This is a genomic window from Citrobacter rodentium NBRC 105723 = DSM 16636, assembly GCF_021278985.1.
GTDB lineage: Bacteria > Pseudomonadota > Gammaproteobacteria > Enterobacterales > Enterobacteriaceae > Citrobacter_A > Citrobacter_A rodentium.
The window spans coordinates 5,016,417-5,041,353 of the sequence record NZ_CP082833.1; the positions used below are offsets into that span (position 1 = coordinate 5,016,417).

The window sequence follows — 24,937 nt, forward strand, 5'->3', positions numbered from 1 at the left end:
GCGGAATCGTCCAGGACTATTCCTGGAGTCCCGCTCCGGCGGAAGCGTCAGGCGCGGCGGCCCGCAGCGTCGGGCAAAACATAAACATTTCCAGCAACACAGCGACGTAATCCCGCGCTTCTTTTTTAAGATCAAAGGAATGCGGCGCAAACAGCCAGTTTTCCATAATCCCGGAAATGTAGCCGCGCATAATAATCGCCGCGCGGCGCGTGAGAAGATTGGCGGGTAACATTCTGGCATTGATACAATGCGTTAGCGTTTGCTCAATGCGATCATAGCTTTCCACACAAATATTCCGCTGCGCCTGCTGCACGACGGCCATTTCTCCCACGAATTCGCATTTGTGGAATATAATTTCCATCAATAAACGTCGCCGCTCTTCCGTCACGGTGGATTCAAGAAGATGAACTAGAATTTCTCTCAACACTGATAGTGGATCGTCGGGGAATTTTGCCTGATACTCAGTCTCAAGCTCACCAATGTTGGATTCTGATAGCTCCCAGATTTCACTAAATAAATCCGACTTGTTTTTGAAATGCCAATAGATTGCGCCGCGAGTGACGCCAGCGGCTTTTGCAATCTCCGCGAGCGAGGTGGAAGATACCCCTTGCTGCGAGAACAAACGTAGCGCTACATCCAGAATGTGTTGTCGTGTTTCCTGCGCTTGTTGTTTGGTTTTTCGTGCCATATGTCGGTGACTTTACAGGCGTTAGATTTACATACATTTATGAATGTATGTACCATAGCACGACGATAATATAAACGCAGCAATGGGTTTGTGGACTTTTGACCATTGATCAATTTGAAATCGGACACTCGAGGTTTACATATGAACAAAAACAGAGGGTTAACGCCTCTGGCGATCGTTCTGATGCTCTCAGGCAGCTTAGCGCTAACAGGATGTGACGACAAACAGGCCCAACAAGGGGGGCAGCAGATGCCGGAAGTTGGGGTCGTGACGCTCAAAACCGAACCTCTACAGATCACCACTGAACTCCCGGGTCGCACCAGCGCTTTCCGCATTGCGGAAGTTCGCCCTCAGGTAAGCGGTATTATCCTGAAGCGTAATTTCGAAGAAGGTAGCGATATCGAAGCAGGTGTATCTCTCTATCAGATTGATCCTGCGACTTATCAGGCGTCTTACGAAAGTGCGAAAGGCGATCTGGCGAAGGCCCAGGCCGCAGCCAGCCTTGCCCAGGTCACGGTGAACCGTTATAAGAAACTGATCGGCACGCAGTACATCAGTAAGCAGGATTACGACCAGGCGCTGGCGGATGCGCAGCAGGCAAACGCCGCCGTGACGGCCGCGAAAGCCGCAGTCGAAACCGCGCGTATCAACCTGGCTTATACCAAAGTGACCTCGCCGATTAGCGGACGCATTGGTAAATCGGCCGTCACCGAGGGCGCGCTGGTGCAAAACGGTCAGGCTACCGCGCTGGCGACCGTCCAGCAGCTTGATCCCATCTATGTTGATGTGACCCAGTCAAGCAATGACTTCCTGCGCCTGAAGCAAGAGCTGGCTAACGGAACGCTGAAACAGGAAAACGGCAAGGCGAAAGTCGAGCTGGTGACCAGCGACGGCATTAAATTCCCGCAGTCAGGCACGCTTGAGTTCTCAGACGTTACCGTCGATCAGACCACCGGGTCTATCACCCTACGCGCCGTCTTCCCTAACCCTGACCACACGCTGCTGCCGGGCATGTTCGTCCGCGCCCGTCTGGAGGAAGGGACTAACCCCAACGCGCTACTGGTGCCGCAACAAGGGGTGACCCGTACGCCGCGTGGCGACGCAACCGCGCTGGTTGTCGGTGCGGATAACAAAGTGGAAACCCGTCAAATCGTCGCCACTCAGGCGATTGGCGACAAATGGCTGGTCACCGACGGGCTGAAGCCGGGCGATCGCGTTGTTGTCACCGGTCTGCAAAAAGTGCGTCCTGGCGTACAGGTGAAGGCGCAAGAGATTACCGCGGATAACAAACAGCAAGCCGCCGACGGTAACCAGCCTGAGCAGTCTAAGTCTTAACTTAAACAGGAGCCGTTAAGACATGCCTAATTTCTTTATCGATCGCCCCATATTCGCATGGGTGATCGCCATTATCATCATGTTGGCAGGGGGGCTTGCGATCCTCAAACTGCCGGTCGCGCAATACCCAACGATTGCGCCGCCCGCAGTGACGATCGCCGCAACCTACCCTGGCGCTGATGCCAAAACCGTGCAGGACACGGTCACGCAGGTTATCGAACAGAATATGAACGGTATCGATAACCTGATGTACATGTCCTCAAACAGTGACTCCACGGGTACGGTGCAGATCACCCTGACGTTTGAATCCGGCACCGATGCGGATATCGCCCAGGTGCAGGTGCAGAACAAACTGCAGCTGGCGATGCCGCTGCTGCCGCAGGAAGTTCAGCAACAGGGCGTGAGCGTTGAGAAATCATCCAGTAGCTTCCTGATGGTGGTTGGCGTCATTAATACCGACGGCACCATGACCCAGGAAGATATTTCCGACTACGTTGCCGCCAACATGAAGGACACCATCAGCCGTACCTCCGGCGTTGGCGACGTCCAGCTGTTTGGTTCGCAGTACGCGATGCGTATCTGGATGGATCCGACGGCGCTTAACAACTATCAGCTGACCCCGGTCGATGTCATTAACGCGATTAAAGCGCAGAACGCCCAGGTGGCGGCAGGCCAGTTGGGCGGTACGCCGCCGGTGAAAGGCCAGCAGCTTAACGCCTCGATCATTGCCCAGACGCGTCTGACCTCCACCGAGGAGTTCGGCAAAATTCTGCTGAAGGTGAATCAGGATGGTTCGCAGGTTCGCCTGCGCGACGTTGCAAAAATCGAGCTGGGCGGCGAGAACTACGACGTTATTGCGAAGTTTAACGGCCAGCCAGCCTCCGGTTTAGGTATCAAACTGGCGACCGGCGCCAACGCGCTGGATACCGCGTCGGCTATCCGCGCCGAACTGGTGAAGATGGAGCCGTTCTTCCCGTCGGGTCTGAAAATCGTTTATCCGTATGACACCACGCCTTTCGTGAAAATCTCCATTCACGAAGTGGTGAAAACGCTGGTGGAAGCGATCATCCTCGTGTTCCTGGTGATGTATCTGTTCCTGCAAAACTTCCGCGCGACGCTGATCCCGACCATCGCCGTTCCGGTGGTACTGTTGGGAACCTTTGCGGTACTTGCGGCGTTCGGCTTCTCGATAAACACCCTGACGATGTTCGGGATGGTGCTCGCCATCGGCCTGCTGGTGGATGACGCCATCGTGGTGGTTGAGAACGTCGAGCGCGTGATGTCTGAAGAAGGACTGCCGCCGAAGGAGGCGACGCGGAAATCGATGGGTCAGATTCAGGGCGCGCTGGTGGGTATCGCGATGGTGCTGTCAGCCGTATTTATCCCGATGGCCTTCTTTGGCGGCTCAACCGGGGCGATTTACCGTCAGTTCTCCATCACCATCGTCTCCGCGATGGCGCTGTCGGTACTGGTCGCGTTGATCCTGACGCCAGCGCTGTGCGCCACCATGCTCAAGCCGGTTGCCAAAGGCGATCATGGCGAAGGCAAAAAAGGTTTCTTTGGCTGGTTTAACCGCATGTTCGATAAGAGCACGCATCACTACACCGACAGCGTAGGCAACATTCTGCGCAGTACCGGTCGTTACCTGCTGCTTTATCTGATCATCGTGGTCGGCATGGCCTTTCTGTTCGTTCGTCTGCCAAGCTCCTTCCTGCCGGATGAAGACCAGGGGGTATTCCTGAGCATGGCCCAGTTACCTGCCGGTGCGACTCAGGAACGGACGCAGAAAGTTCTCGATGAGATGACCGACTATTTCCTGACCAAAGAAAAAGCCAACGTTGAGTCGGTGTTTGCGGTTAACGGCTTCGGTTTTGCGGGTCGCGGGCAGAACACCGGTATCGCCTTCGTCTCCCTGAAAGACTGGGGCGAGCGTCCGGGCGATGAGAACAAAGTTGAAGCGATTACCCAACGCGCTTCGGCGGCCTTCTCGCAGATTAAAGATGCGATGGTCTTCGCCTTTAACCTGCCAGCGATCGTTGAGCTGGGTACGGCGACCGGTTTCGACTTCCAGCTGATTGACCAGGCGGGTCTGGGGCATGAAAAACTCACCCAGGCGCGTAACCAGCTGTTCGGCGAAGTGGCGAAACATCCGGACCTGCTGGTCGGGGTACGTCCAAACGGTCTGGAAGATACGCCGCAGTTCAAGATCGACATCGATCAGGAAAAAGCGCAGGCGCTGGGCGTTTCTATCAGCGATATCAATACCACTCTCGGCGCAGCGTGGGGCGGAAGCTACGTGAACGACTTTATCGACCGCGGTCGTGTGAAAAAAGTTTACGTCATGTCCCAGGCCAAATACCGCATGTTGCCGGAAGATATCGGTAACTGGTACGTCCGCGGCAGCAATGGTCAGATGGTGCCGTTCTCGGCCTTCTCTACATCGCGCTGGGAGTACGGCTCACCGCGTCTGGAACGTTATAACGGTCTGCCTTCAATGGAAATTTTAGGCCAGGCGGCGCCAGGTAAGAGTACCGGTGAAGCGATGGCGATGATGGAAGAACTGGCCAGTAAGCTGCCATCCGGCATCGGCTATGACTGGACGGGGATGTCCTATCAGGAACGGCTGTCGGGCAACCAGGCCCCTGCCCTGTATGCCATCTCGCTGATCGTCGTCTTCCTCTGTCTGGCGGCGCTGTATGAAAGCTGGTCGATTCCGTTCTCGGTTATGCTGGTCGTTCCGCTGGGGGTTATCGGCGCGCTGTTGGCGGCAACCTTCCGCGGACTGACCAACGACGTCTACTTCCAGGTGGGCCTGCTCACAACCATTGGCCTGTCGGCGAAGAACGCGATACTGATCGTCGAATTCGCCAAGGACCTGATGGATAAAGAAGGCAAAGGGCTGATAGAAGCGACGCTGGAAGCGGTGCGTATGCGCTTACGTCCGATCCTGATGACCTCGCTGGCGTTCATTCTGGGCGTTATGCCGCTGGTTATCAGCTCCGGCGCAGGCTCCGGCGCGCAGAACGCTGTTGGTACGGGCGTTATGGGCGGGATGGTCACCGCGACCGTGCTGGCTATCTTCTTCGTTCCGGTCTTCTTTGTGGTGGTACGCCGCCGCTTCAGCCGGAAGAGTGAAGACGTTGAGCACAGCCATGCCGTAGAGCATCGCTGACAATAACGTATTGAAGGCCGCGCAAGCGGCCTTTTTTTCGTCCGAAAGTTAAAGGCTTTTATTGAAACCGCGTTTTATCGCGCTCGAGAAAATAAAGTGATAATCCCCACCGCGCTCAAGGCTATTCTTAACAGCGTAAGCACAATCTTATTTTTTTCTTTACGCTTACAACATTAGGACAATTCCTGGCATTAAACTGACTGGCGTTTTGATCAACGTCGACTAAGCTGATGAAAAGATAAGGTAAGCTGATGAATAGTCAGCTCTGACAAAAATATCCCTTTTCGGGACGGGTAAACGGCGTGCTATAATGATTAAACGAAGTCGTACTTTTATTAACTTAATTGTAATTTTTCGTAATATGACGATGAAAAGTTTTTTAGAGTAGATTATAGTTAAATCGTCAGGAGGAGAGGGCAAGTTCCAGGTCTGTTAGCAGTACCCATCCCGAAAGGTGTCCGGTTAGTTAAAACCACGAAGAAGGGGATGCGTTATGGATGAATACTCACCCAAAAGACATGATATCGCACAGCTTAAATTTCTTTGTGAAACGCTTTATCATGACAGCCTTGCAAACCTTGAAGAAAGCAATCATGGCTGGGTTAACGACCCAACCTCGGCAATCAACCTTCAACTCAACGAACTGATAGAGCATATTGCCACATTCGCACTTAATTATAAGATTAAGTACAATGAGGACAATAAGCTGATTGAGCAGCTCGATGAATATCTGGACGACACATTTATGTTGTTCAGCAGTTACGGCATTAATACGCAGGATCTGCAAAAATGGCGGAAATCGGGAAACCGCTTGTTTCGCTGCTTTGTGACTGCCACTAGGGCGAATCCTGTTAGTTTGTCTTGTTAAATACTATTAAAATCATAGGTAAGATTTATGTCCGATAAACCATTAACTAAAACTGATTACTTGATGCGTTTACGACGCTGCCAGACAATTGATACACTTGAGCGTGTGATTGAAAAAAATAAATATGAATTATCTGACAACGAACTGGCCGTATTTTACTCAGCGGCGGATCACCGTCTTGCAGAATTAACCATGAATAAACTGTACGACAAAATTCCCACTTCCGTGTGGAAGTTCATTCGCTAATACATCCCCCTTTCATCAGAAGTTTCGGATGTTTCGTGAAACATTATTATGGTTTGTATTAAGCACAGAAATACCTATGTGAATTCTGTCACAGTATGAATCAGGGAACGTACCCTGCCCGTCACTCTCCCTCTACTGTAGAGCGTCAGTTAACCCTAAACCTACGGTGGAGTCGGAATGAGTGCAGAAAAGCAAAAAATGATCGCGGGTGAGCGGTATCGCCCGTCAGATGAAACCTTATGTCAGGACAGACTGCGAGCACGCCAGTGGCTTCACCGCTATAACCATACCGCACCGGATGAAAAAGTCGAACGCCGGGAGATTCTGAGCGCGCTGCTTGGCCGGTGCGATAACCCTTATATCGAGCCCTCCTTCCGCTGCGACTACGGTTATAATATTTTTCTCGGCAAAGCGTTTTACGCCAACTTTGACTGCGTATTGCTTGATGTCTGTCCGATTCATATAGGTGATAACTGCATGCTGGCGCCGGGCGTGCATATTTATACTGCCACTCATCCTCTTGATGCCGCCGAACGCAACAGCGGTCTGGAATTCGGTAAGCCCGTCACCATTGGTGATAACGTGTGGATTGGCGGACGTGCGGTAATTAACCCTGGCGTGACGATTGGCGATAATGTGGTGGTGGCCTCCGGCGCGGTAGTGACGAAAAATGTCCCCGACGATGTCGTGGTGGCCGGGAATCCGGCGCGGATCATCAAACGCCTCTCCGGCGAATTGTAACTGTTATGCTAAATTGTGGTTAATCTGTTACTTTCTTCAGTTGTAAGCCCTACTTAAAATAGGGCGTCACCTGCAACAGCTATAATCACGAAGGCAACGAATGACAGAAATACAACGCCTGCTCACCGAAACCATTGAAGATCTGAATGAGCGTGAAAAGCGCGATAATCGACCGCGCTTTAGTATCAGCTTTATCCGTAAGCATCCCGGATTATTTATCGGCATGTATATCGCCTGGCTTGCCACGCTGGCGGTTATGCTGCAATCAGACACGCTGGTCGATTCGGTCTGGCTGCTGGTGGTGCTTTTTATTCTGCTGAACGGCTTCTTCTTTTTTGATGTCGCCCCGCGCTATCGTTACGAAGATATCGACGTGCTGGACCTGCGGGTCTGCTACAACGGCGAGTGGTACAACACGCGTTTCGTTCCTCCGACGCTGATTAATACCATTCTTCACTCTCCCCGCGTCGCTAACGAGCACAAGACGCAGTTACAGAAGATGTTAAGCCGCAAGGGCGAACTCTCGTTTTACGACATTTTCACCCTCGCCCGCGCCGAAGCGCAACCGTGATTCCGCGCGCCGGAAGTCTGCTCCGGCGCGCGTCTGCATTTTAGCGCCGCTTCTTTCGCCCCTGTACCGCTTTAAAACGCGGATTCGTTTTGCAGATCACATATAAACGCCCTTTTCGCCGGACTAACTGACAATCCGGATGGCGCTGCTTCGCACTGCGTAAAGAATTCAGTACCTGCATAGTTTCCCTCTTAATTGTTACAATATAACATAACAACACTCTATCCCTGATTGCTCTGCGGTTCAATATGTTCCGCCATTAAAATTTTTATATTAACGGTATCGATTACAGGGCTTTTAACACAATCGGATATACTCTTTGTACGACGCGTTAATAAGGATATCGCCGTGACAACACGACATCTGGTCAGCCTGGCGGCAGGCGTGCTTATCCTCTCCATTATTGTGCCGGTAGGATTGAGTATCTGGCTTGCACAACGCCAGGTCGAAAAGAAATTCATTGAGGAACTGGATAACTATTCCGCCCTTGTCTACGAACGTACCGAACGCGTCGTTCAGCAGGCTAAAAAAGCGCTTCAGGAAATTGAGAAGGTTGACGTTACGCCCTGTACGCATGACCATTTACTGGCTATGCGGCGAATTTCCTTCAGCTATCGCTATGTCCAGGAAGTGCTGTATCTGGAAGACAACGCACCACGCTGCTCTTCTTTAGAACAGGAGAGCCACTCGGTGGTCTTCCCTCCCCCGCAGAGGATCAGCGCGGACGGCTATCGCGCGTGGTTTACGAAGCACAACGATCTGGGAATTGAGCGTTATATGACCGCGCTGGGAAAAGGGCGCTATATCGTGATGATCGATCCCGCCTCTTTTATCGACGTCGTCCCCTTTGGCGCATGGCAGATCGATGTTGCGATTATCGGCGCTAAGCAAAATAGCGTCATTGCCAGCAGCGACGCGCTGCCGCCCGCCATTTTACAATACACTCAACAAACGACGCCCCGGCAGCTGGAGAGGCACGGCAACATTTATGTGATCCGCCCCTTTCCGGAGATGGGGATTTCCATTGTCAGTTGGGCGTCGCGGCATCCGCTGGATAACATCTGGTATCGGCAGGCATTAATCTGGATCCCGGCCGGGATTGCGCCAGGCCTGCTGGCTGCGGTACTTATTTTTCGTATTCTGCGTCGCCTCCAGTCTCCACACCATCGGCTACGGGATGCGATACACAACCGCAACATTAAGGTTCACTATCAGCCTGTTGTTTCGCTCGCCAGCGGTAAAGTGGTCGGGGCCGAGGCCCTGGCGCGCTGGCCGCAGCCTGATGGTTGCTACCTCTCGCCGGATTTTTTCATTCCACTGGCGGAGCAGACCGGCCTGACAGAACCACTCACCCGTCTTATTATCGAAACGGTATTTGAAGAGATGGGAAAATGGCTGCGGCAGCACCCGGAGCAGCACATTTCAATCAATATAGAGTCGGAGGATCTGGCCTCTGAAAAGCTGCCGGCGTTATTAAGCACCTTGCTTAACCGACACCAGATCGCCCCCTCGCAGATCGCACTTGAGCTGACGGAACGCGAATTTGCCGATCCGAAAACCAGCTCGCCAATTGTCGCCCGCTATCGTAAAGCGGGACATGCTGTTTACATTGACGACTTCGGCACCGGTTATTCCAGCCTCAGCTATCTACAGAATCTGGAGGTGGATATCCTTAAAATCGACAAATCGTTCGTGGATGCGCTGGAATATAAGAACGTAACGCCGCATATCATTGAAATGGCGAAAGCGCTGAAGCTGAAAATGATAGCGGAGGGCATTGAAACGGCAAAACAGGAAGAGTGGCTACGCCAGCACGGCGTCCATTATGGACAGGGCTGGCTGTACAGCAAAGCGTTGCCGAAGGCGGAGTTTATCCTGTGGGCGGAGAAACGCCTTTAGCGACGATATGCCGACGCGGGAAGCGTGCCGCCTGCGCGAAGCCGGGAATATAACAAGCAACAGGCTTTGCCGGACGGCAGAATTGGGTGGGGGCCCTGCCAGTTACATCCCGGCACACGCGTCATCTGCCTTGGCTGCTTCCTTCCGGACCTGACCTGGTAAACAGAGTAGCGTTGCGGGAGAACCAACAGAGCCCCCATTGAGAGCGTTGTGAACCAACGCGCAGGCGCATTATCACTGCTGCCTCTGGCAATTGCAAGCTATCGGACGTCGGATGCTGTTTTCTTGCGCAATGTAGCTTCACGCCGGGGCCGTTCACCATTATGCTGAAGGATTAGCGCAGGAAAAATCAATGGACAGACAAGATACTTTCCCCCAGCGGGTCTGGCAAATCGTTGCCTCTATTCCCGAGGGCTGCGTCACCACCTATGGCGACGTGGCGAAGCTCGCCGGCTCGCCGCGGGCGGCGCGTCAGGTGGGCGGCGTACTTAAACGATTACCGGAAGGCAGCACCCTGCCCTGGCATCGGGTGGTGAACCGACACGGTGCCATTTCATTAACCGGACCGGATCTTCAACGCCAGCGTCAGGCGTTATTGTCTGAAGGGATACAGGTTTCGGGAAGCGGGAAAATTGATTTGCAGCGTTACCGCTGGATTTACTGACCCTCTCCGGGCGGAGAGGGTCAAAGCAGACTCAGAACTGCGTTGGCGCAGGTACGGCAGAGGATGGCGTAACCTGCGTCGGCGAGGTTGACGGCACGGTAGTAGTCGCGCCGCCGCTTGCCTGTACAGGCACCGCCGTCTGCTGGACCGGAACCAGCGTCAGGTCAGCTTTCGTTCCGCCCTGGTTGAGCACCGGCTGAACGGTATCGGTAATAAATACCAGCTTGTCATTCACGGTAATCGCCGCGCTCAGCAGAATGCGGGCATTAGGCTTAACGTCGGCCGGGTTAAACGGCAGCACGAAGCTGAACGGCGCCTGTTTACCTTCGGTACGCACCGCCTTCTGCGCCAGCACTTTCGACGGCGCATCGGCCAGCGAAGCGTCGGACAGGGTGACGGTCAGGACGGCGTCAGGCGGCAAAGCTACTTTCTGACGGATCCATACGGTACCTGAAACATTAGGCTGCTGAATAGTTGACTGTGTAGCATTAATGGAAGTGTTCGGGTTTGGCGCTGGCGTCTGAATATCCGCGCTTTTATCCGCGCAGGCAGCCAGTGACACCGCAACCGCTAAACCACTTACTATGTGCACGAGTTTCATTCAATTCTCCTTATCATCAATGCACCAGCAGGCCTTTCCCCCCGCCGGAAGAGTGGTTAACAAATACATAACGTCAATAAGTGTGGCACATATCACTGATTTTTGCCTGGAATAAGCCCTTCATTCAGACTATTGCACCCGTCGGACCACTCACTAAATTGGGTTATACTCTGCCTATTCTCGCTTCGGCGTCGTTGTTACCTGGAGAGCACGTATGAGTCAGGCACTGAATAATTTGCTGACATTATTGAATCTGGAAAAAATTGAGGAAGGACTCTTTCGCGGCCAAAGTGAAGACTTAGGATTACGCCAGGTATTTGGCGGTCAGGTTGTCGGCCAGGCGCTGTATGCGGCGAAAGAGAGCGTGCCGCAGGAGCGTCTGGTTCACTCTTTCCACAGCTACTTTTTACGCCCCGGCGACAGCCAGAAGCCGATTATTTATGATGTCGAGGTGCTACGCGACGGCAACAGCTTCAGCGCCCGCCGGGTCGCCGCTGTGCAAAACGGGAAGCCGATTTTTTACATGACCGCCTCGTTCCAGGCGCCGGAAGGCGGCTTTGAGCATCAGAAAACCATGCCGCACGCCCCTGCCCCTGACGGGCTGAAATCGGAAACCGAAATCGCGCAAACGCTGGCGCATCTGCTGCCGCAGGCGCTGAAAGATAAATTTCTCTGCGACCGCCCGCTAGAGGTGCGTCCCGTTGAATTTCATAATCCGTTAAAAGGTCACGTCGCTGAACCGGCTCGTCAGGTGTGGATCCGCGCCAACGGCGCGCTGCCGGATGATATTCGCGTCCATCAGTATCTGCTGGGTTATGCCTCGGATCTCAATTTCCTGCCGGTTGCGCTACAGCCGCACGGAATGGGTTTTCTGGAGAAAGGTATTCAGATTGCCACCATCGACCACTCCATGTGGTTCCACCGCCCGTTCGATCTGAACCAGTGGCTGCTGTACAGCGTGGAAAGCACCTCGGCATCCAGCGCCAGGGGGTTTGTCCGCGGTGAGTTTTATACCCAGGAGGGCGTGCTGGTCGCTTCGACCGTGCAGGAAGGGGTAATGCGCAATCGCAACTAAAAGCGTGCCGGACGGCGGCTATGCCTTATCCGGCCCGGAGAGCCCGCAGCTCGGGTAAGCTGCGGGTATGAACCGGAACATGGGTAACCGTTATAACTGACATAGATTCAGGGACAACTCTATCTGTAACAACACAGTAGTCGCTGTGGAAACGCTGAAAGCATATAAATTTTCAGTTTCGTAACTGATATCCTTTCAGGTACACCGATGAGAACGCGATCGCGTTATCTCCCGTCGAGACGTATCTTTGAGTCCGCCCCTTCAGGCTTATATATCCCTGTCAGTTATATATCAACTATGAAAACCATCAACTCCTTTAAATGAATTCCCCTTGTTCTATTAATTAATAGTCAATTTTCATTCATGGTATAGATATAATTTATTTTTAAAATTTAAATATAAAAACATTATTTTACGAGCGGTAGCCAGTCAGTTTTATGGCTGGAAAATAAGTGTTGTTTAACAAAGACTAAAGTAGTATTAATGAGCTTTGCTTATTATGCGGGAATTATTTATTTAGTCGTTGTTTTACATTCCTTTTTCCATGCAAAAAATATAAGGATATCCCATGGTTGACGTCATCACTGACTACAAAGAAATTCGGCGCAAAATCGAAGAAGTTTCAAAAGAAGATTTTGATAAAAATGAGCTTTTATGGGCTATTGCTGACGGAGGTACTGCGCTGATTGATACGCTGACAAGCCTACCAGTACTTAATACCTCAAGTGCAATAATTCATGAAATATATAGTTTTATCAACAATCATCCGGCAGTGCCGATTCCAAACCCGTGGTTTGTATGGAATAAGCACGATGAGGCACTCAGCCCGGAAACCATTCAGTATTTGAAAAAACGGGGCTATGTCTCTGCCGCCTCAACGGCAGTCGCCGTGGCGGGCGCCGGTGCGTCTCTGGTTACTTGCGTCGATATCGGGGTTGTGGGCCAGGGCGGCGCCGCTTGCGCCTCTACCTTAAAGCACCTCACCGGTCTGCGCAATATTGCTTCAGCGCATAAAGAGAGTGCGACAATCCAGGCCTGGATTGATGTCATTATCACGATGAAGAATCTAAAGCTTGCTGTTCGTGGCGGGCAGGTGAGTACCGCTGTGATAAGTGCAATACCGGCGCTTTCAACCGCTGTCTCTATTATTAGCGGCGCGGTGAGTGCAGCGGCAAAGGTCGGCATCAGTTTCAAATACTCCAATGTGTGTCGTTTTACTGCCATGGATCTTCACTGGCGGGCGATGCAGGAAACTATTCTTATTGAAACGCTGGGTCAACGCAAAAAAGAGGATACAGGACCTGCCCGGCAGATCCTGTTTGAGCTCTTCGAACGACGCGGGTTGACGGGTTTTATCTGGGGTCAGCATCACGTCGAAAAGCTGATAAAAGAACCCGCAGGGTGGATGGCCATCGCTGACAAACTCCTTATTATTTAATCCTTGTAAATGGTTTGCGCAGCGATATCGGTCATTCTCTGGCAGTAAGCATCTTCATACAGCGCCCTGTGGGGTTATGAAAAACCGGCGTCAGGTCCGATCATACAAACGCGCCACCGGGCATTTTTCATTACGCGTTATATGCGTTCTCGCCGTGGCTGTTGACGTCCAGCCCCTCGCGCTCCTGCTCTTCTGGTACGCGCAGCCCGACGGTCATATCCGCCAGCTTGTAGCCAATAAAAGCGACCACCCCGGACCAGACAATCGTAATGGCGATGCTTTCCAGCTGTACCAGCACCTGGTGCGCCATCGTCACGCCGTCGGCAAAGCCCACGCCGCCCAGCGCGCCGGAAGCGAATACGCCGGTCAGAATACAGCCGACAATCCCGCAGACGCCGTGAACGCCGAACACATCGCACGGGTCGTCAACGCGCAGCAGGCGCTTGAGCATGGTGACGCCCCACAAACCGGCTAACCCGGCAACCACGCCGATAATCAGCGCGCCGCCGACGCCGATATAGCCGCAGGCAGGCGTCACGCCAACCAGACCGGCAATCGCGCCGGAGCAGGCGCCGAGCAGCGACGGTTTCCCCCGCAGCGCCCATTCGCCGAAGATCCAGCCGAGAATCGCCGCCGCCGTCGCCACTACCGTATTCACAAACGCCAGCGCCGCAATTTCATTCGCCGTTCCCGCCGACCCGGCGTTAAAGCCAAACCAGCCGACGTAAAGGATTGCCGTACCGGTAAACACCATCGGCAGGTTATGCGGTTTAAACGCCTCTTTGCCAAAGCCCACCCGCTTGCCGATCAGATACGCGCCAACCAGACCGGCAATCGCCGCGTTGATATGTACCACCGTGCCGCCGGCGAAGTCCAGCGCGCCGTGCGACGCCAGCAGGCCGCCGCCCCATACCATATGGGCAATCGGAATATAGGAGAGCGTCAGCCAGACCACCACGAAGATCAGCACGGCGGAGAAACGGATGCGCTCCGCCAGCGCCCCGACGATCAGCCCGACGGTAATACAGGCAAATGAGCCCTGGAAAGCAACGTGAATGTACTGGTAAATACTGCCCATCACCGCGGTCAGCTCAATATTCTTGAGCATCACCCAGTTCACGTTGCCGAAGAAGTTGTTCCCTTCCCCGAAGGCGAGCGAATAGCCAAAAACCACCCACATAATGCACACCAGCGCGAAGGTGACGGTAACCTGGGTCAGCATTGACAGCACGTTCTTACCGCGGATCAGGCCGCCGTAGAACAGGGCAATGCCCGGTATGGTCATAAACAGCACCAGCGCGGTGCAAATCATCATAAACGCGTTGTCGGCTTTATCGGCCACCGCTGGCGCCGCCATTGCAAGACCTGGCAGCATCGCCAGCGTAGCCAGACCCGTTCTCATCGTTGCTATCTTCATTTTGTCGTTTCCCGTTACTGTGTGCCTGGCTTTACAGCGCCGCTTCGTCGGCTTCGCCGGTGCGAATACGAATGACGCGTTGCAGTTCTGCGACGAAAATTTTGCCGTCGCCAATCTTTCCGGTATAGGCCGCCTTGCTGATAACATCGACCACCTCTTCAAGCTGGTCGTCGGCAATGGCTACATCAATCTTCACTTTTGGCAGGAAATTGACGCTGTACTCCGCCCCCCGATAGAGCTCGGCGTGACCTTTCTGACGCCCGAAGCCTTTCACTTCAGTAACGGTCAGCCCCTGAATGCCAATAGAAGAGAGCGCTTCGCGAACGTCTTCCAGTTTGAACGGTTTGATCACCACGGTAACCAGCTTCATAGATCCCCTCCAGTCAGAATTCGGTAATGGCGCAGCTACACGACTGGGTATTGCAAGCGGTATGCCAGAAATGAAAGAAGCGGCAGAAAGGCGATTGGCAGGCTTACGGACCGTAGCCCGTAGCGGGAACACGAGGCGGGAAAAGAAAAACGCACCATGACAGTGCATGATGCGTTACATTTTTGCACCAGCGCCGTCGCGGCTGACGGCGCTGGTGCATCAGGCCGGATGCGCCTCTTCGCGCACGCTGGCCGCCAGCTCTTCACCAGCAAGCTGAAGCTGGTACATCTGCCAGTAGCGACCCCGGGCGGCCAGCAGCTGATGGTGCGTCCCTCGCTCCACCGCCTGACCGCGGTGAAGCACCAGAATAGTGTCCGCCTCGACAATGGTGGAGAGCCGGTGGGCGATCACCACCAGCGTGGTGTGTTCGCGCACCGCCGCCAGCGCCTGCTGGATCGCCTGCTCGGTCCCTGAATCAATACTGGCGGTGGCTTCATCAAGGATCAGGATTTGTGGCGTCGCGACTAATACCCGCGCCAGCGCCAGCAGCTGTTTTTGCCCGACAGAGAGGTTATTCCCCTGCTCGCCGAGACGCGTATGGATGCCCTCGCTCATGCCGCGCGCCAGCTCCGCCAGCTGTACGGTTTCCAGCGCCTGCCAGACCTGCTCCTCGGAGATATCCCGCCCCAGCGTGACGTTAGCAAGGAAGGTGTCCGCCATCACCACCGGGTCCTGCTGCACCATCGCCACGCCCTGGCGCAGCGCGCTGTGGCCTAGCGTGCTCAACGGACGGCCATCAAGACGAATTTCACCGTGGCGCAGCGGGTAATAGCCCATCAGTAGACTGGCGAGAGTGCTTTTGCCGCTGCCGGTGTGCCCGACCAGCGCCACGAAACTGCGCGATGGCACGGAAAGGCTGATGTTTTGCAGCACCAGATGGTCATCACGGTAAGCAAAGGAGACATCATCAATTTCTATCTGCCCCGAGGTCAGCGGTCGCACGTCCTCGCCGTAACGCTGGCGCGGCCCGTCCATCAGCTCGAACACCCGTTCGCCTGCGACCACCGCCTGTTGCAGCATCGACTGCTGGGTGGTCAGTTCAATCAGCGGCTCGTTCAGGCGACCAAGATAGCTGATAAAGGCGTACAGCACGCCGACTTCGATAGTGCCTGCGGAGGTAAAGCTGAACAGCATCAGCAGGCCGCAAAGGATTAACGCCGAGAACAGGCTAAGCAGCGGACGCAATAAAAAGCCGTCCAGACGCAGGGTCTGCATTCGCGCCATATAATGCGAACGGCTGGCCTCGCCCATCCGCTCGCCAAAGCGCACCTGCTGGCGGAACTGCTGAATCACGCTCATGCCGTTAATGACTTCGTTAAAACCATCGTTAATGTCGGCAAGATAGGCGCGCACCCGGCGCACAATGGGCGTACTGTAGCGCTGGTAAATAACCATCACCACCAGCACCGCCGGGAAAATCAGGATCGCCACCAGCGCCATACGCCAGTCGAGGCTGAACATCGCCACCAGCATCGCGCCAATCAGCGCCGCGCTGCGCAGGACGGTCGCCACCACCGTGACGTACAGATCGCGAATGACTTCGGTGTCGTTGGTGACGCGGGAGATGAGTTGTCCCACGGGCTGGGTGTCAAACTCGCTCAACGGCTGGCGCAGCGCGGCATCCATCACGTCGGTACGCAGCTGTTGCACCACTCCGACGGCGGCGCGGTTAAACAACAGCGACTGTGCATAATGCAGGCTGGCGGCGAGGATTTGCAGCCCGATATAGGCGGCGATCAGCCCGGCGACAATGCCCAGCGGCAGATGATTTTTCGCCACCATATTGTCGATAAAGTAGCTGATTAACAGCGGGCCGCTGACCTCCGCCGCCGCCGCGACCCACAGCATGATTACCGCCACGCCTAACGGTTTTCGCCACGGTGAACCGTAGGCCAGCAGCCGTTTAAGGGTCGGCCATAACTGAGCAAAGCTACGCATTGACCGCCTCCTCTTCGCTTTCCGGGGCCTCATCCAGCGCGGCTTCCAGCTGTTGATAGCGGTACATGTCCCGATACCAGCCCGCCTGCTCCACCAGCGCCTCATGATCGCCGCGCTGCATAATATGGCCATGCTGCATCACGATAATTTCGTTCGCTTCAGTCAGCGCCGACAGGCGGTGCGCGCTGATGATCACCGTGCGCCCTTCTCCCCACTGGCGCAGGTTATGCAGGATCTGGTGTTCCGTGCGGCCATCCACCGCCGACAGCGCGTCGTCGAGGATCAGGATTTCCGCATTCAGCAGCAGCGCCCGGGCAATCGAGATCCGCTGCTTCTGTCCACCCGATAACATCACGCCGCGCTCGCCCACTTCGGTGCCATAGCCCTGCGGCAGACGCAGAATGTCCTCATGCACGCTTGCTAAACGCGCCGCATGTTCAATCTCCTGCTGAGTGGCGTTCGGGCAGCCAAGCGCAATATTATTGGCTACGGTATCGGAAAACAGGAACGGCGTCTGGCTGACTACCGCCAGTCGGCGACGCCAGCTGTCCAGCTGCAAACGCGGCAGAGGGATATCATGAAAACACACATCGCCCTCGTTGATGTCGAAATGGCGCTGAATCAACGACAGCACGGTACTTTTCCCGGCGCCGGTCGGCCCGCAAATGCCGAGCATCTGGCCGGGTTTAAGGCGGAAATCGACATTTTCCAGCGCCGGATGCGCGGTATGCGGATAGCGGAACTCACGGATGGCGACCGCCAGCTCACCGCGGCCTTCCGGCACCGGCTCCGTGCCGTCATTAACCACCGGCGCTTCGGCCAGCATCGCGCGAATGCGGCTGTAGGCGGCGCTGCCGCGCTCGACGATATTAAACATCCACGCCAGCGCTAACATCGGCCATATCATCAGTCCGAGATACATCATAAAACTGGTCAGCTGTCCCAGCGTCAGGGTTCCCTGCACCACCATCCAGCTGCCGCCGCCAATCGCCAGCAGGTTTGCCATGCCGATAGCGATGTAAATTGTGGGATCAAAGCGGGCATCGATGCGCGCCACGCGCAGGTTTTTCTGTCCGGTATCCTGCGCGTCAGCGGCAAACAGCGCCGACTGGCGATCTTCCAGACCGAAAGCTTTGATCATACGGATGCTGGTCAGGCTTTCCTGTGTGCGATCGTTAAGGCTGGAAAATGCCGCCTGCGCCAGACGGAAGCGATCGTGCAGTTTGTCGCCGTAACGTTTAATCATCAGCGCCATCACCGGCATCGGCAGCAGCGCAAACAGCGTAAGCTGCCAGCTGATTTGGGTGGACATGACGATCAGCACCGCGCAGCCCATCACCAGCGAGTCCACCAGCGTCAATACGCCTTCGCCAGCGGCGAATACCACCCGATCCACATCATTGGTGGCGCGCGCCATCAGATCGCCGGTGCGGTGTCTGAGATAAAACTCCGGATGCTGGCGGCTCAGCTGACGGTAGTAATCCTCCCGCAGCTCCACGGCAAGCTGGTAAGAGGCGCCGAACAGCAGCACGCGCCAGACGTAGCGCAGCAGATACACCACCACCGCAATCAGAGCGATGGTGCCAATCCACATCAGCACCCGCTGCGTCGTAAAGTGCTGAACGGTCACGCCGTCCACCACAATACCGACCACCTTCGGCGGTATAAGCTGAAGAATGGCGATGAGTATAAGCAAGGCAACGGCCCCGAGGTAGCGACGCCACTCCCGGCGAAAATACCAGCTTAATTGAGCAAATAATCGCACGCGTTATGTCCTGATTTTCCGGCTCATCGCGCCGGGAGAGTTATTCAATGGGTAAAGCGGTTGTGTACTTAATCTGTTCCATCGCAAAGCTCGATGTCACATCGGAAAGGCCCGGCACGCTGTTCACCAGGCGCTTGTAGAAGTCGTCATAGCGTTTCATATCGGCCACCTGCACCCGCATCAGGTAGTCATACTCACCGGCCATCCGCCAGAAACCTAAAACCTCCGGCATCTCGCTGACCACGGTGACGAAACGGCAATACCAGTCGCTGCTGTGATGCTGGGTTTTGATGAGCACGAAGGCGGTTAACCCCAGCCCAAGTTTTTCCGCATCCAGCAGAGCAACCCTGCCGGTCAGGATGCCGTCATCTTCGAGTCGTTTCAGACGCTTCCAGCAGGGCGTGGTGGTCAGGTTAACGGCATCCGCCAGCGCCTGCAAAGAGAGGGTGCAGTCCTGCTGCAGTAATGCCAGCAGCTTGCGGTCAATTTTATCTAACATACCGACGCCTCAGAGAACAATTTTCTCCCTACAGTCTATTTTAAAGGCTAAATGGCAACAATTTTTTCCGTGCTTTTCGTTACCCTTGGCACAAAATGATAAATGGATACTAATGATGAATAGCACCTGGGTTAAAAACGCCATCAATGAAATTAACGCGGATTACCATCGCTCCGCCGATACCCATCTTATTCGCCTGCCGCTGCCTGCGTTTCCGGGGATTCAGCTGTACCTGAAAGATGAAAGCACCCACCCGACCGGCAGCCTGAAGCACCGGCTGGCGCGCTCGCTGTTTCTCTACGGGCTGTGCAACGGCTGGATCACAGAGGGCACTACCATTATAGAATCCTCTTCGGGATCGACAGCGGTTTCCGAAGCTTATTTTGCCCGCCTGCTGGGGCTGCCGTTTATTGCCGTCATGCCAGCCTGCACGGCAAAACGGAAGATCGAGCAGATTGAATTTTACGGGGGCCGCTGCCATTTCGTCGAAAGCGCCTGTGAGATTTATGCCGCCTCGGAGCAGCTGGCGCGCGAACTGAACGGTCACTATATGGACCAATTCACCTATGCCGAACGCGCGACCGACTGGCGCGGCAATAATAATATCGCCGACAGCATATTCCGTCAGATGCAGTGCGAGCCGAACCCGGTCCCCGCCCATATCGTGATGAGCGCAGGCACAGGCGGTACGTCCGCCACCATCGGGCGCTATATTCGCTGTCAGGGCCACGCGACCCGCCTGCTGGTGGTGGACCCGGAAAACTCGGTATTTCTGCCCTACTGGCAGAGCCGTGACGCCCCCCTTCGCAGCCCGACCGGCAGTAAAATCGAAGGAATTGGCCGCCCGCGCGTGGAGCCCTCTTTTATTCCCGACGTCGTTGATGAGATGCTGCGGGTGCCCGACGCCGCCAGCGTGGCGACGGCGCACTGGCTGGAAACGCAGCTGGGACGCAAAGTTGGCGCTTCTACGGGGACCAACGTGTGGGGGATGCTGCAACTCGCCGCCAGAATGCGCGATGCCGGAGAGACGGGTTCGCTGGTAACGCTGTTATGCGACAGCGGCGATCGCTATCTCGAAACGTACTACAACACGCAGTGGGTGGAGGCGAATATTGGCGATTTAACGCCGTGGCAGGCGGAACTGGCGCGACTGCTGAATCGCTGATAAAAAAAACGGACACCTGATGATGCCCGTTGCCGGAAGGGATCTCTCATTCGGGGGAATAAGGAAGATGCGGATTGTCCAGCCAATGAGTCAAAAAGTGTGATACCGCCTGGTTGCGGCAATGACCGATTACCGGCAGGTGGGGCAGTTCGGCAATCAGCTGCGGCATGGCGTTGCCCATAATCAGGCCGCGCCCGACGCTGCCCAGCATTTCCCGATCGTTCATCGCATCGCCAAACGCCATACATTCAGCCATCGACAGTCCCAGATGCTGGCTTAACACCGCCAGCGCGGAACCTTTATTGCAGCCCACCGGCAGCACTTCCAGGCAGTTAACGGCAGAAAAGCACAGGTGCGCCTGCGCGCCCAACGCCTCTTCTAACTGCGCCTTCAGCCTGATCAGATCGTCATGATCGCCGCAGAAACAAATCTTCGTGACCCGATCCGTCGGAATACGTTTGACATCGACGACCTGGTAGCGAAAGCCGCTGTAAACATGCGCCTTAAGCAGCTCAGGAATATCCTGCCCGGTGAACCAGCCGTTATCATTAAAAATATGCATGCTCGCCGCGGTATCCCAGTTCTGGTGCAGAACCCTTTCCGCAACCGTCGGGTCCAGATCCTGGCGATGCAGCACCTCCCCTTCCAGCGAGTGAATACGCGTGCCGTTGCCGGTAATTAAAAACGCATCCAGCGAAAAGGAGCCGAGAAGATGGCGCATTTCCAGCACGTGACGCCCGGTGGCGAATGCCAGCGTGATGTCGCGCTCGCGCAGGCGGGCCAGGGTGGACAGCGTTTCCTCACCCATCAGGTGATTGGGCATAAGCAGGGTGCCATCCATATCGAATGCGGCCAGACGCGCCATCTCTTTCTCCACTCTGTGACCAGGGTAACTTGTGGAGGATTATCAACTGAGATATACGGAAGTAATAGTGAATAGATAAACTAAATTGTTCCGGGTTTTTATGCGACTCCTTAACCGTCTCAATCAATACCAGCGGCTGTGGCAACCTTCCGCTGGCGAACCGCAAAGCGTTACCGTGAGCAAACTGGCGGAGCGCTGCTTTTGCAGCGAGCGCCATATCCGCACGCTGCTGCGCCAGGCGCAGGAGGCGGGATGGCTGGTCTGGCAGGCGCAGTCCGGACGCGGCAAGCGCGGGCTGCTGCGTTTTCTGGTGACGCCGGAATCGCTGCGCACCCTGATGATGGAACAGGCGCTGGAGAAGGGCCAGCAGCTCAGCGTGCTGGAACTGGCGCAGCTGGCGCCCGGCGAGCTTCGCGCCATACTCCAGCCGTTTATGGGCGGACAATGGCAAAACGATACGCCGACGCTGCGTATCCCTTACTATCGCCCGCTCGATCCGCTACAGCCGGGTTTTCTTCCCGGGCGCGCCGAGCAACATCTTGCAGGGCAAATTTATTCCGGCCTGACCCGCTTTGACAGCGAAACCCAGTCTCCCTGCGGCGATCTGGCGCACCACTGGGACATCTCTGACGATGGCTTACGCTGGGACTTCTATATTCGTTCCACTCTCTACTGGCATAACGGCGACCGGGTGGAAACCGCGCAACTTCACCAACGGCTGCTGATGCTGCTTGCGCTCCCGGCGCTGAACCGGTTGTTTATCAGCGTGAAGGCGATTGAGATTACCCATCCTCAGTGCCTGACGTTTATTCTGCATCATCCGGACTTCTGGCTGGCGCATCGTCTGGCAAGCTACTGTAGCCATCTGGCGCACCCGCAACAGCCGGAGATCGGGACGGGGCCGTTTCGCCTGACGCTGTTTACCCCTGAACTGGTACGTCTCGAAAGCCACGATCGCTATCACCTCAGCCACCCGCTGCTCAAAGCCATTGAGTACTGGATCACGCCGCAGCTTTTTATGCAGGATCTGGGCACCAGCTGTCGGCATCCGGTACAAATCACCATTGGCAAACCGGAAGAGCTGGCGACAGTCAGCCCGGTGAGTAGCGGCATCAGCCTGGGCTTTTGTTACTTAACGCTGCGGAAAAGCGCCAGGCTGAACGTGCAGCAGGCCCGTCGGCTGGTCGATATTATTCACCGCTCCTCGCTGCTGGAAACGCTGGAGGTGGGCGAAAACCTGATCACCCCCAGCAACGCGCTGCTGCCCGGCTGGTCCATTCCGCACTGGGACGGGCTGGAGAGTGTAGAACTGCCGAAAAAACTGACGCTGGTTTATCATCTGCCGGTTGAACTGCATACGATGGCGGAACGTCTGCGCCACGCGCTGGCAAGCCTGGACTGCCAGCTGACCCTGATCTTTCATCATGCCAAAAACTGGGACGGTTGCCATGCGCTGGCCGATGCGGATTTGATGATGGGCGACAGGCTGATTGGCGAAGCACCTGAATATACCCTCGAACAGTGGTTACGCTGCGATGTGCTCTGGCCGCACGTTCTCGACGCCCCGGCCTTTTCGCATTTACAGGCAACGCTGGATTCGCTGCAAATCCGTCAGGAGGAAGAGCACCGGCACGCCGCGCTACGGCAGGTTTTCGCCAGCCTGATGAATGACGCGACGCTGACGCCGCTGTTTAACTACCGCTATCGCATCAGCGCGCCGCCCGGCGTGAACGGCGTGCGGCTTAATCCTCGCGGCTGGTTTGCGTTTAGCGAAGCCTGGCTACCGCCGCCGGGTCGATGAAGAAGCTGGTCGGGGCGCATCTCAGGCGTTAACATAATGGTTTTACAGATTTACGGGATAAACCATGAAACGTGCCGTCGTAGTATTCAGTGGAGGCCAGGACTCCACCACCTGTCTGGTGCAGGCACTGCATCAATACGATGAAGTGCATTGCGTGACCTTTGATTATGGTCAGCGCCATCGCGCGGAAATCGACGTCGCGCGTGAACTGGCTCTGAAACTGGGCGCGCGGGCGCACAAGGTGCTGGACGTCACGCTGCTCAGCGAACTCGCGGTCAGCAGCCTGACGCGTGACAATATTCCGGTGCCGGACTACGAACCGGATGCAGACGGCATCCCGAATACCTTTGTTCCCGGACGCAATATCCTGTTTCTGACGCTCGCCGCCATTTACGCGTATCAGGTTAAAGCGCAGGCGGTCATCACCGGCGTCTGCGAGACCGATTTTTCCGGCTATCCGGACTGCCGCGATGAGTTTGTTAAAGCGCTGAACCATGCGGTTACCCTGGGCATGGCGAAGGAGATTCGTTTCGAAACCCCGTTAATGTGGCTCGACAAAGCAGAAACCTGGGCGCTGGCAGACTACTGGGGCGAACTGGAACGGGTGCGCGAAGAGACGCTGACCTGCTATAATGGCATCAAAGGCGACGGCTGCGGCCAGTGCGCGGCCTGCAACCTGCGCGCCAATGGCCTGAACCATTATCTTGCCGACAAACCTGCGGTAATGGCGGCGATGAAGCAGAAAACCGGGCTGCAATAATTACCCTCGTCATTGCCGGATGGCGACGCAAAGCGTCTTATCCGGCCTACAAAACGCCGCAGGCCGGATCGACGCCATCAGGCACTATTCACTCCCTCACGCCTTAACCATCTGCTCCAGCTTGTCGCGCAGTTCGCCTTCCAGCGGCTGCGCTTTCTGCGTTTTCAGATCGATGCAGACAAAGGTTATCAACGCATCGGCCACCACCTGCCCTTCCGGCTCAAGCGTGATCGCCTGGCTGAGTATCCCGCTTTTGCCATTTAACTGTTGTAGCTGGCTGGTTATTGTCAGCACATCGCTCAGCACCGCCGGACGGCGATAGTTGATATTGATGTTCACCACCACGAAGGCGATATTATGCGCCGTCATCCACTGAAAGCTGTCACTGTTCTCCAGCCCGTCCCAGCGGGCTTCTTCGAGAAATTCCAGATAGCGGGCGTTATTCACATGCTGATAAACATCAAGATGATAACCACGGACTTTGATTTGTGTTTGCATAGCGCAGAAACCTTATTTTTTAGTTATAGGTAAGAGATAAGCAGGGAGGCCATAACTGGTATGACCTCCCTAAGCATGGCAAATTTCCGCCACTGTGCAAGTGATTAAAGCGTTAACGCCTTCAGATTACGCTCGACCAGCGCGCTGCCCATCCCCGGCACCTGCTTCAGATCCTCAACCGTCTTAAAGGGGCCATACTCCTCTCGATAGCTGACAATCGCCTGCGCTTTTTTCAGACCGACGCCGTTCATGGCCTGCGCCAGCTCCTCTGCCGATGCGGTATTAATGCTGACCCGGGTACCCTCTTCGTCGCTCTCTTTCGCCGGTGTTGCGGCTTTGCTTTGCGCTGCGCTCTGGACCTGCGCTTTACTTTCCACCGTGGCGCCCTTTGCCGCTGGCGCGGCTGCCAGCGCGCTGTGCGTCACCCCGGCGCAGGCAAAAGAAAGGGTTACCAGCAGTGCTTTGATTGCGTGTTTCATACTGTTTTCTCCTTGTTTGTGA

The 24,937-nt window shown here is 55.3% G+C and carries 23 protein-coding genes, 1 other RNA gene and 1 pseudogene; 13 read left to right on the top strand and 12 right to left on the bottom strand.

Annotation, left to right across the window (positions count from 1 at the left end; translation table 11 throughout):
• Positions 1-16: 16 nt before the first annotated feature.
• Positions 17-688, bottom strand: coding sequence for a multidrug efflux transporter transcriptional repressor AcrR (gene acrR / locus K7R23_RS23920; protein WP_012904871.1), 672 nt, complete (start codon positions 686-688; stop codon positions 17-19).
• Between the two features lie 141 nt (positions 689-829).
• On the opposite strand from acrR, the gene acrA reads away from it, so the two are divergent.
• From acrA to K7R23_RS23950, 6 genes are all read left to right on the top strand, one after another.
• Positions 830-2,023 carry a multidrug efflux RND transporter periplasmic adaptor subunit AcrA gene (gene acrA / locus K7R23_RS23925; RefSeq protein WP_012904870.1) on the top strand — a complete coding sequence of 398 codons (1,194 nt, stop codon included), beginning with the start codon at positions 830-832 and terminating at the stop codon, positions 2,021-2,023.
• A 22-nt stretch (positions 2,024-2,045) separates the two neighbouring features.
• Positions 2,046-5,195 (top strand): multidrug efflux RND transporter permease subunit AcrB, encoded by a 3,150-nt coding sequence (gene acrB, locus K7R23_RS23930; RefSeq protein WP_012904869.1) that lies wholly within the window; start codon positions 2,046-2,048, stop codon positions 5,193-5,195.
• 493 nt (positions 5,196-5,688) lie between these two features.
• Positions 5,689-6,063: an Hha toxicity modulator TomB gene (gene tomB / locus K7R23_RS23935; RefSeq protein WP_012904868.1), complete on the top strand. Its 375-nt coding sequence runs from the start codon at positions 5,689-5,691 to the stop codon at positions 6,061-6,063.
• Positions 6,064-6,090: 27 nt separating this feature from the next.
• Positions 6,091-6,309, top strand: coding sequence for an HHA domain-containing protein (locus K7R23_RS23940; protein WP_002892050.1), 219 nt, complete (start codon positions 6,091-6,093; stop codon positions 6,307-6,309).
• 177 nt (positions 6,310-6,486) lie between these two features.
• Entirely contained in the window at positions 6,487-7,050 is a 564-nt protein-coding gene (gene maa / locus K7R23_RS23945; RefSeq protein WP_012904867.1) for a maltose O-acetyltransferase, read from the top strand.
• 100 nt (positions 7,051-7,150) lie between these two features.
• Positions 7,151-7,621, top strand: a complete 471-nt coding sequence (locus K7R23_RS23950; protein WP_012904866.1) for a YlaC family protein — start codon at positions 7,151-7,153, stop codon at positions 7,619-7,621.
• Positions 7,622-7,661: 40 nt separating this feature from the next.
• Here the strand turns inward: K7R23_RS23950 and ykgO are convergent, their stop codons facing one another.
• On the bottom strand, positions 7,662-7,802 hold the full coding sequence (gene ykgO / locus K7R23_RS23955; RefSeq protein WP_024132524.1) for a type B 50S ribosomal protein L36: 141 nt from the start codon (positions 7,800-7,802) through the stop codon (positions 7,662-7,664).
• A gap of 167 nt (positions 7,803-7,969) precedes the next feature.
• On the opposite strand from ykgO, the gene K7R23_RS23960 reads away from it, so the two are divergent.
• Positions 7,970-9,520 carry an EAL domain-containing protein gene (locus K7R23_RS23960; protein ID WP_012904865.1) on the top strand — a complete coding sequence of 517 codons (1,551 nt, stop codon included), beginning with the start codon at positions 7,970-7,972 and terminating at the stop codon, positions 9,518-9,520.
• A gap of 93 nt (positions 9,521-9,613) precedes the next feature.
• On the opposite strand, the gene ffs is transcribed toward K7R23_RS23960, so the two are convergent.
• An RNA gene (gene ffs / locus K7R23_RS23965) (signal recognition particle sRNA small type) lies at positions 9,614-9,710 on the bottom strand.
• 84 nt (positions 9,711-9,794) lie between these two features.
• Between ffs and K7R23_RS23970 the strand changes: the two are divergent.
• A pseudogene (locus K7R23_RS23970) lies at positions 9,795-10,184 on the top strand (MGMT family protein).
• Between the two features lie 31 nt (positions 10,185-10,215).
• On the opposite strand, the gene K7R23_RS23975 reads toward K7R23_RS23970, so the two are convergent.
• The gene (locus K7R23_RS23975) at positions 10,216-10,785 is read right to left on the bottom strand and encodes a YbaY family lipoprotein (RefSeq protein ID WP_012904863.1); all 570 of its coding nucleotides are present in this window, start codon (positions 10,783-10,785) and stop codon (positions 10,216-10,218) included.
• 214 nt (positions 10,786-10,999) lie between these two features.
• Between K7R23_RS23975 and tesB the strand changes: the two genes are divergently transcribed.
• Together tesB and K7R23_RS23985 are read left to right on the top strand one after the other, a co-directional pair.
• Positions 11,000-11,860 carry an acyl-CoA thioesterase II gene (gene tesB, locus K7R23_RS23980; protein ID WP_012904862.1) on the top strand — a complete coding sequence of 287 codons (861 nt, stop codon included), beginning with the start codon at positions 11,000-11,002 and terminating at the stop codon, positions 11,858-11,860.
• Between the two features lie 568 nt (positions 11,861-12,428).
• A complete protein-coding gene (locus K7R23_RS23985; protein WP_012904861.1) occupies positions 12,429-13,298 on the top strand; it encodes a hypothetical protein in 870 nt (289 codons plus the stop codon).
• A 130-nt stretch (positions 13,299-13,428) separates the two neighbouring features.
• Here K7R23_RS23985 and amtB read toward each other — a convergent pair whose 3' ends face one another.
• The 5 genes from amtB to decR all read right to left on the bottom strand — a co-directional run bounded on the left by amtB (position 13,429) and on the right by decR (position 19,347).
• Positions 13,429-14,715 carry an ammonium transporter AmtB gene (gene amtB / locus K7R23_RS23990; protein WP_012904860.1) on the bottom strand — a complete coding sequence of 429 codons (1,287 nt, stop codon included), beginning with the start codon at positions 14,713-14,715 and terminating at the stop codon, positions 13,429-13,431.
• Between the two features lie 31 nt (positions 14,716-14,746).
• Positions 14,747-15,085 carry a P-II family nitrogen regulator gene (gene glnK, locus K7R23_RS23995; RefSeq protein WP_012904859.1) on the bottom strand — a complete coding sequence of 113 codons (339 nt, stop codon included), beginning with the start codon at positions 15,083-15,085 and terminating at the stop codon, positions 14,747-14,749.
• Positions 15,086-15,304: 219 nt separating this feature from the next.
• The gene (locus K7R23_RS24000) at positions 15,305-17,083 is read right to left on the bottom strand and encodes a SmdB family multidrug efflux ABC transporter permease/ATP-binding protein (protein WP_012904858.1); all 1,779 of its coding nucleotides are present in this window, start codon (positions 17,081-17,083) and stop codon (positions 15,305-15,307) included.
• On the bottom strand, positions 17,076-18,848 hold the full coding sequence (locus K7R23_RS24005) for a SmdA family multidrug ABC transporter permease/ATP-binding protein (RefSeq protein WP_012904857.1): 1,773 nt from the start codon (positions 18,846-18,848) through the stop codon (positions 17,076-17,078). Before K7R23_RS24005 ends, K7R23_RS24000 begins: the two co-directional genes overlap by 8 nt.
• 40 nt (positions 18,849-18,888) lie before the next feature.
• On the bottom strand, positions 18,889-19,347 hold the full coding sequence (gene decR, locus K7R23_RS24010; RefSeq protein WP_012904856.1) for a DNA-binding transcriptional regulator DecR: 459 nt from the start codon (positions 19,345-19,347) through the stop codon (positions 18,889-18,891).
• Between the two features lie 112 nt (positions 19,348-19,459).
• On the opposite strand from decR, the gene K7R23_RS24015 reads away from it, so the two are divergent.
• The gene (locus tag K7R23_RS24015) at positions 19,460-20,512 is read left to right on the top strand and encodes a PLP-dependent cysteine synthase family protein (protein WP_012904855.1); all 1,053 of its coding nucleotides are present in this window, start codon (positions 19,460-19,462) and stop codon (positions 20,510-20,512) included.
• A gap of 46 nt (positions 20,513-20,558) precedes the next feature.
• Here the strand turns inward: K7R23_RS24015 and cof are convergent, their stop codons facing one another.
• Positions 20,559-21,377, bottom strand: coding sequence for an HMP-PP phosphatase (gene cof, locus K7R23_RS24020; protein ID WP_012904854.1), 819 nt, complete (start codon positions 21,375-21,377; stop codon positions 20,559-20,561).
• Between the two features lie 100 nt (positions 21,378-21,477).
• Here cof and K7R23_RS24025 point away from each other — a divergent pair, with 100 nt between their 5' ends.
• Both K7R23_RS24025 and queC read left to right on the top strand, forming a co-directional pair.
• Entirely contained in the window at positions 21,478-23,178 is a 1,701-nt protein-coding gene (locus K7R23_RS24025; protein ID WP_012904853.1) for an SgrR family transcriptional regulator, read from the top strand.
• 64 nt (positions 23,179-23,242) lie between these two features.
• Positions 23,243-23,938 (top strand): 7-cyano-7-deazaguanine synthase QueC, encoded by a 696-nt coding sequence (queC, locus tag K7R23_RS24030; RefSeq protein WP_012904852.1) that lies wholly within the window; start codon positions 23,243-23,245, stop codon positions 23,936-23,938.
• Positions 23,939-24,034: 96 nt separating this feature from the next.
• Here queC and fadM read toward each other — a convergent pair whose 3' ends face one another.
• Both fadM and K7R23_RS24040 read right to left on the bottom strand, forming a co-directional pair.
• Complete coding sequence (gene fadM, locus K7R23_RS24035; protein ID WP_012904851.1) at positions 24,035-24,436, bottom strand: long-chain acyl-CoA thioesterase FadM; 402 nt, start codon at positions 24,434-24,436, stop codon at positions 24,035-24,037.
• A 104-nt stretch (positions 24,437-24,540) separates the two neighbouring features.
• Positions 24,541-24,915 (bottom strand): helix-hairpin-helix domain-containing protein, encoded by a 375-nt coding sequence (locus K7R23_RS24040; protein ID WP_012904850.1) that lies wholly within the window; start codon positions 24,913-24,915, stop codon positions 24,541-24,543.
• Between the last annotated feature and the right edge of the window lie 22 nt (positions 24,916-24,937).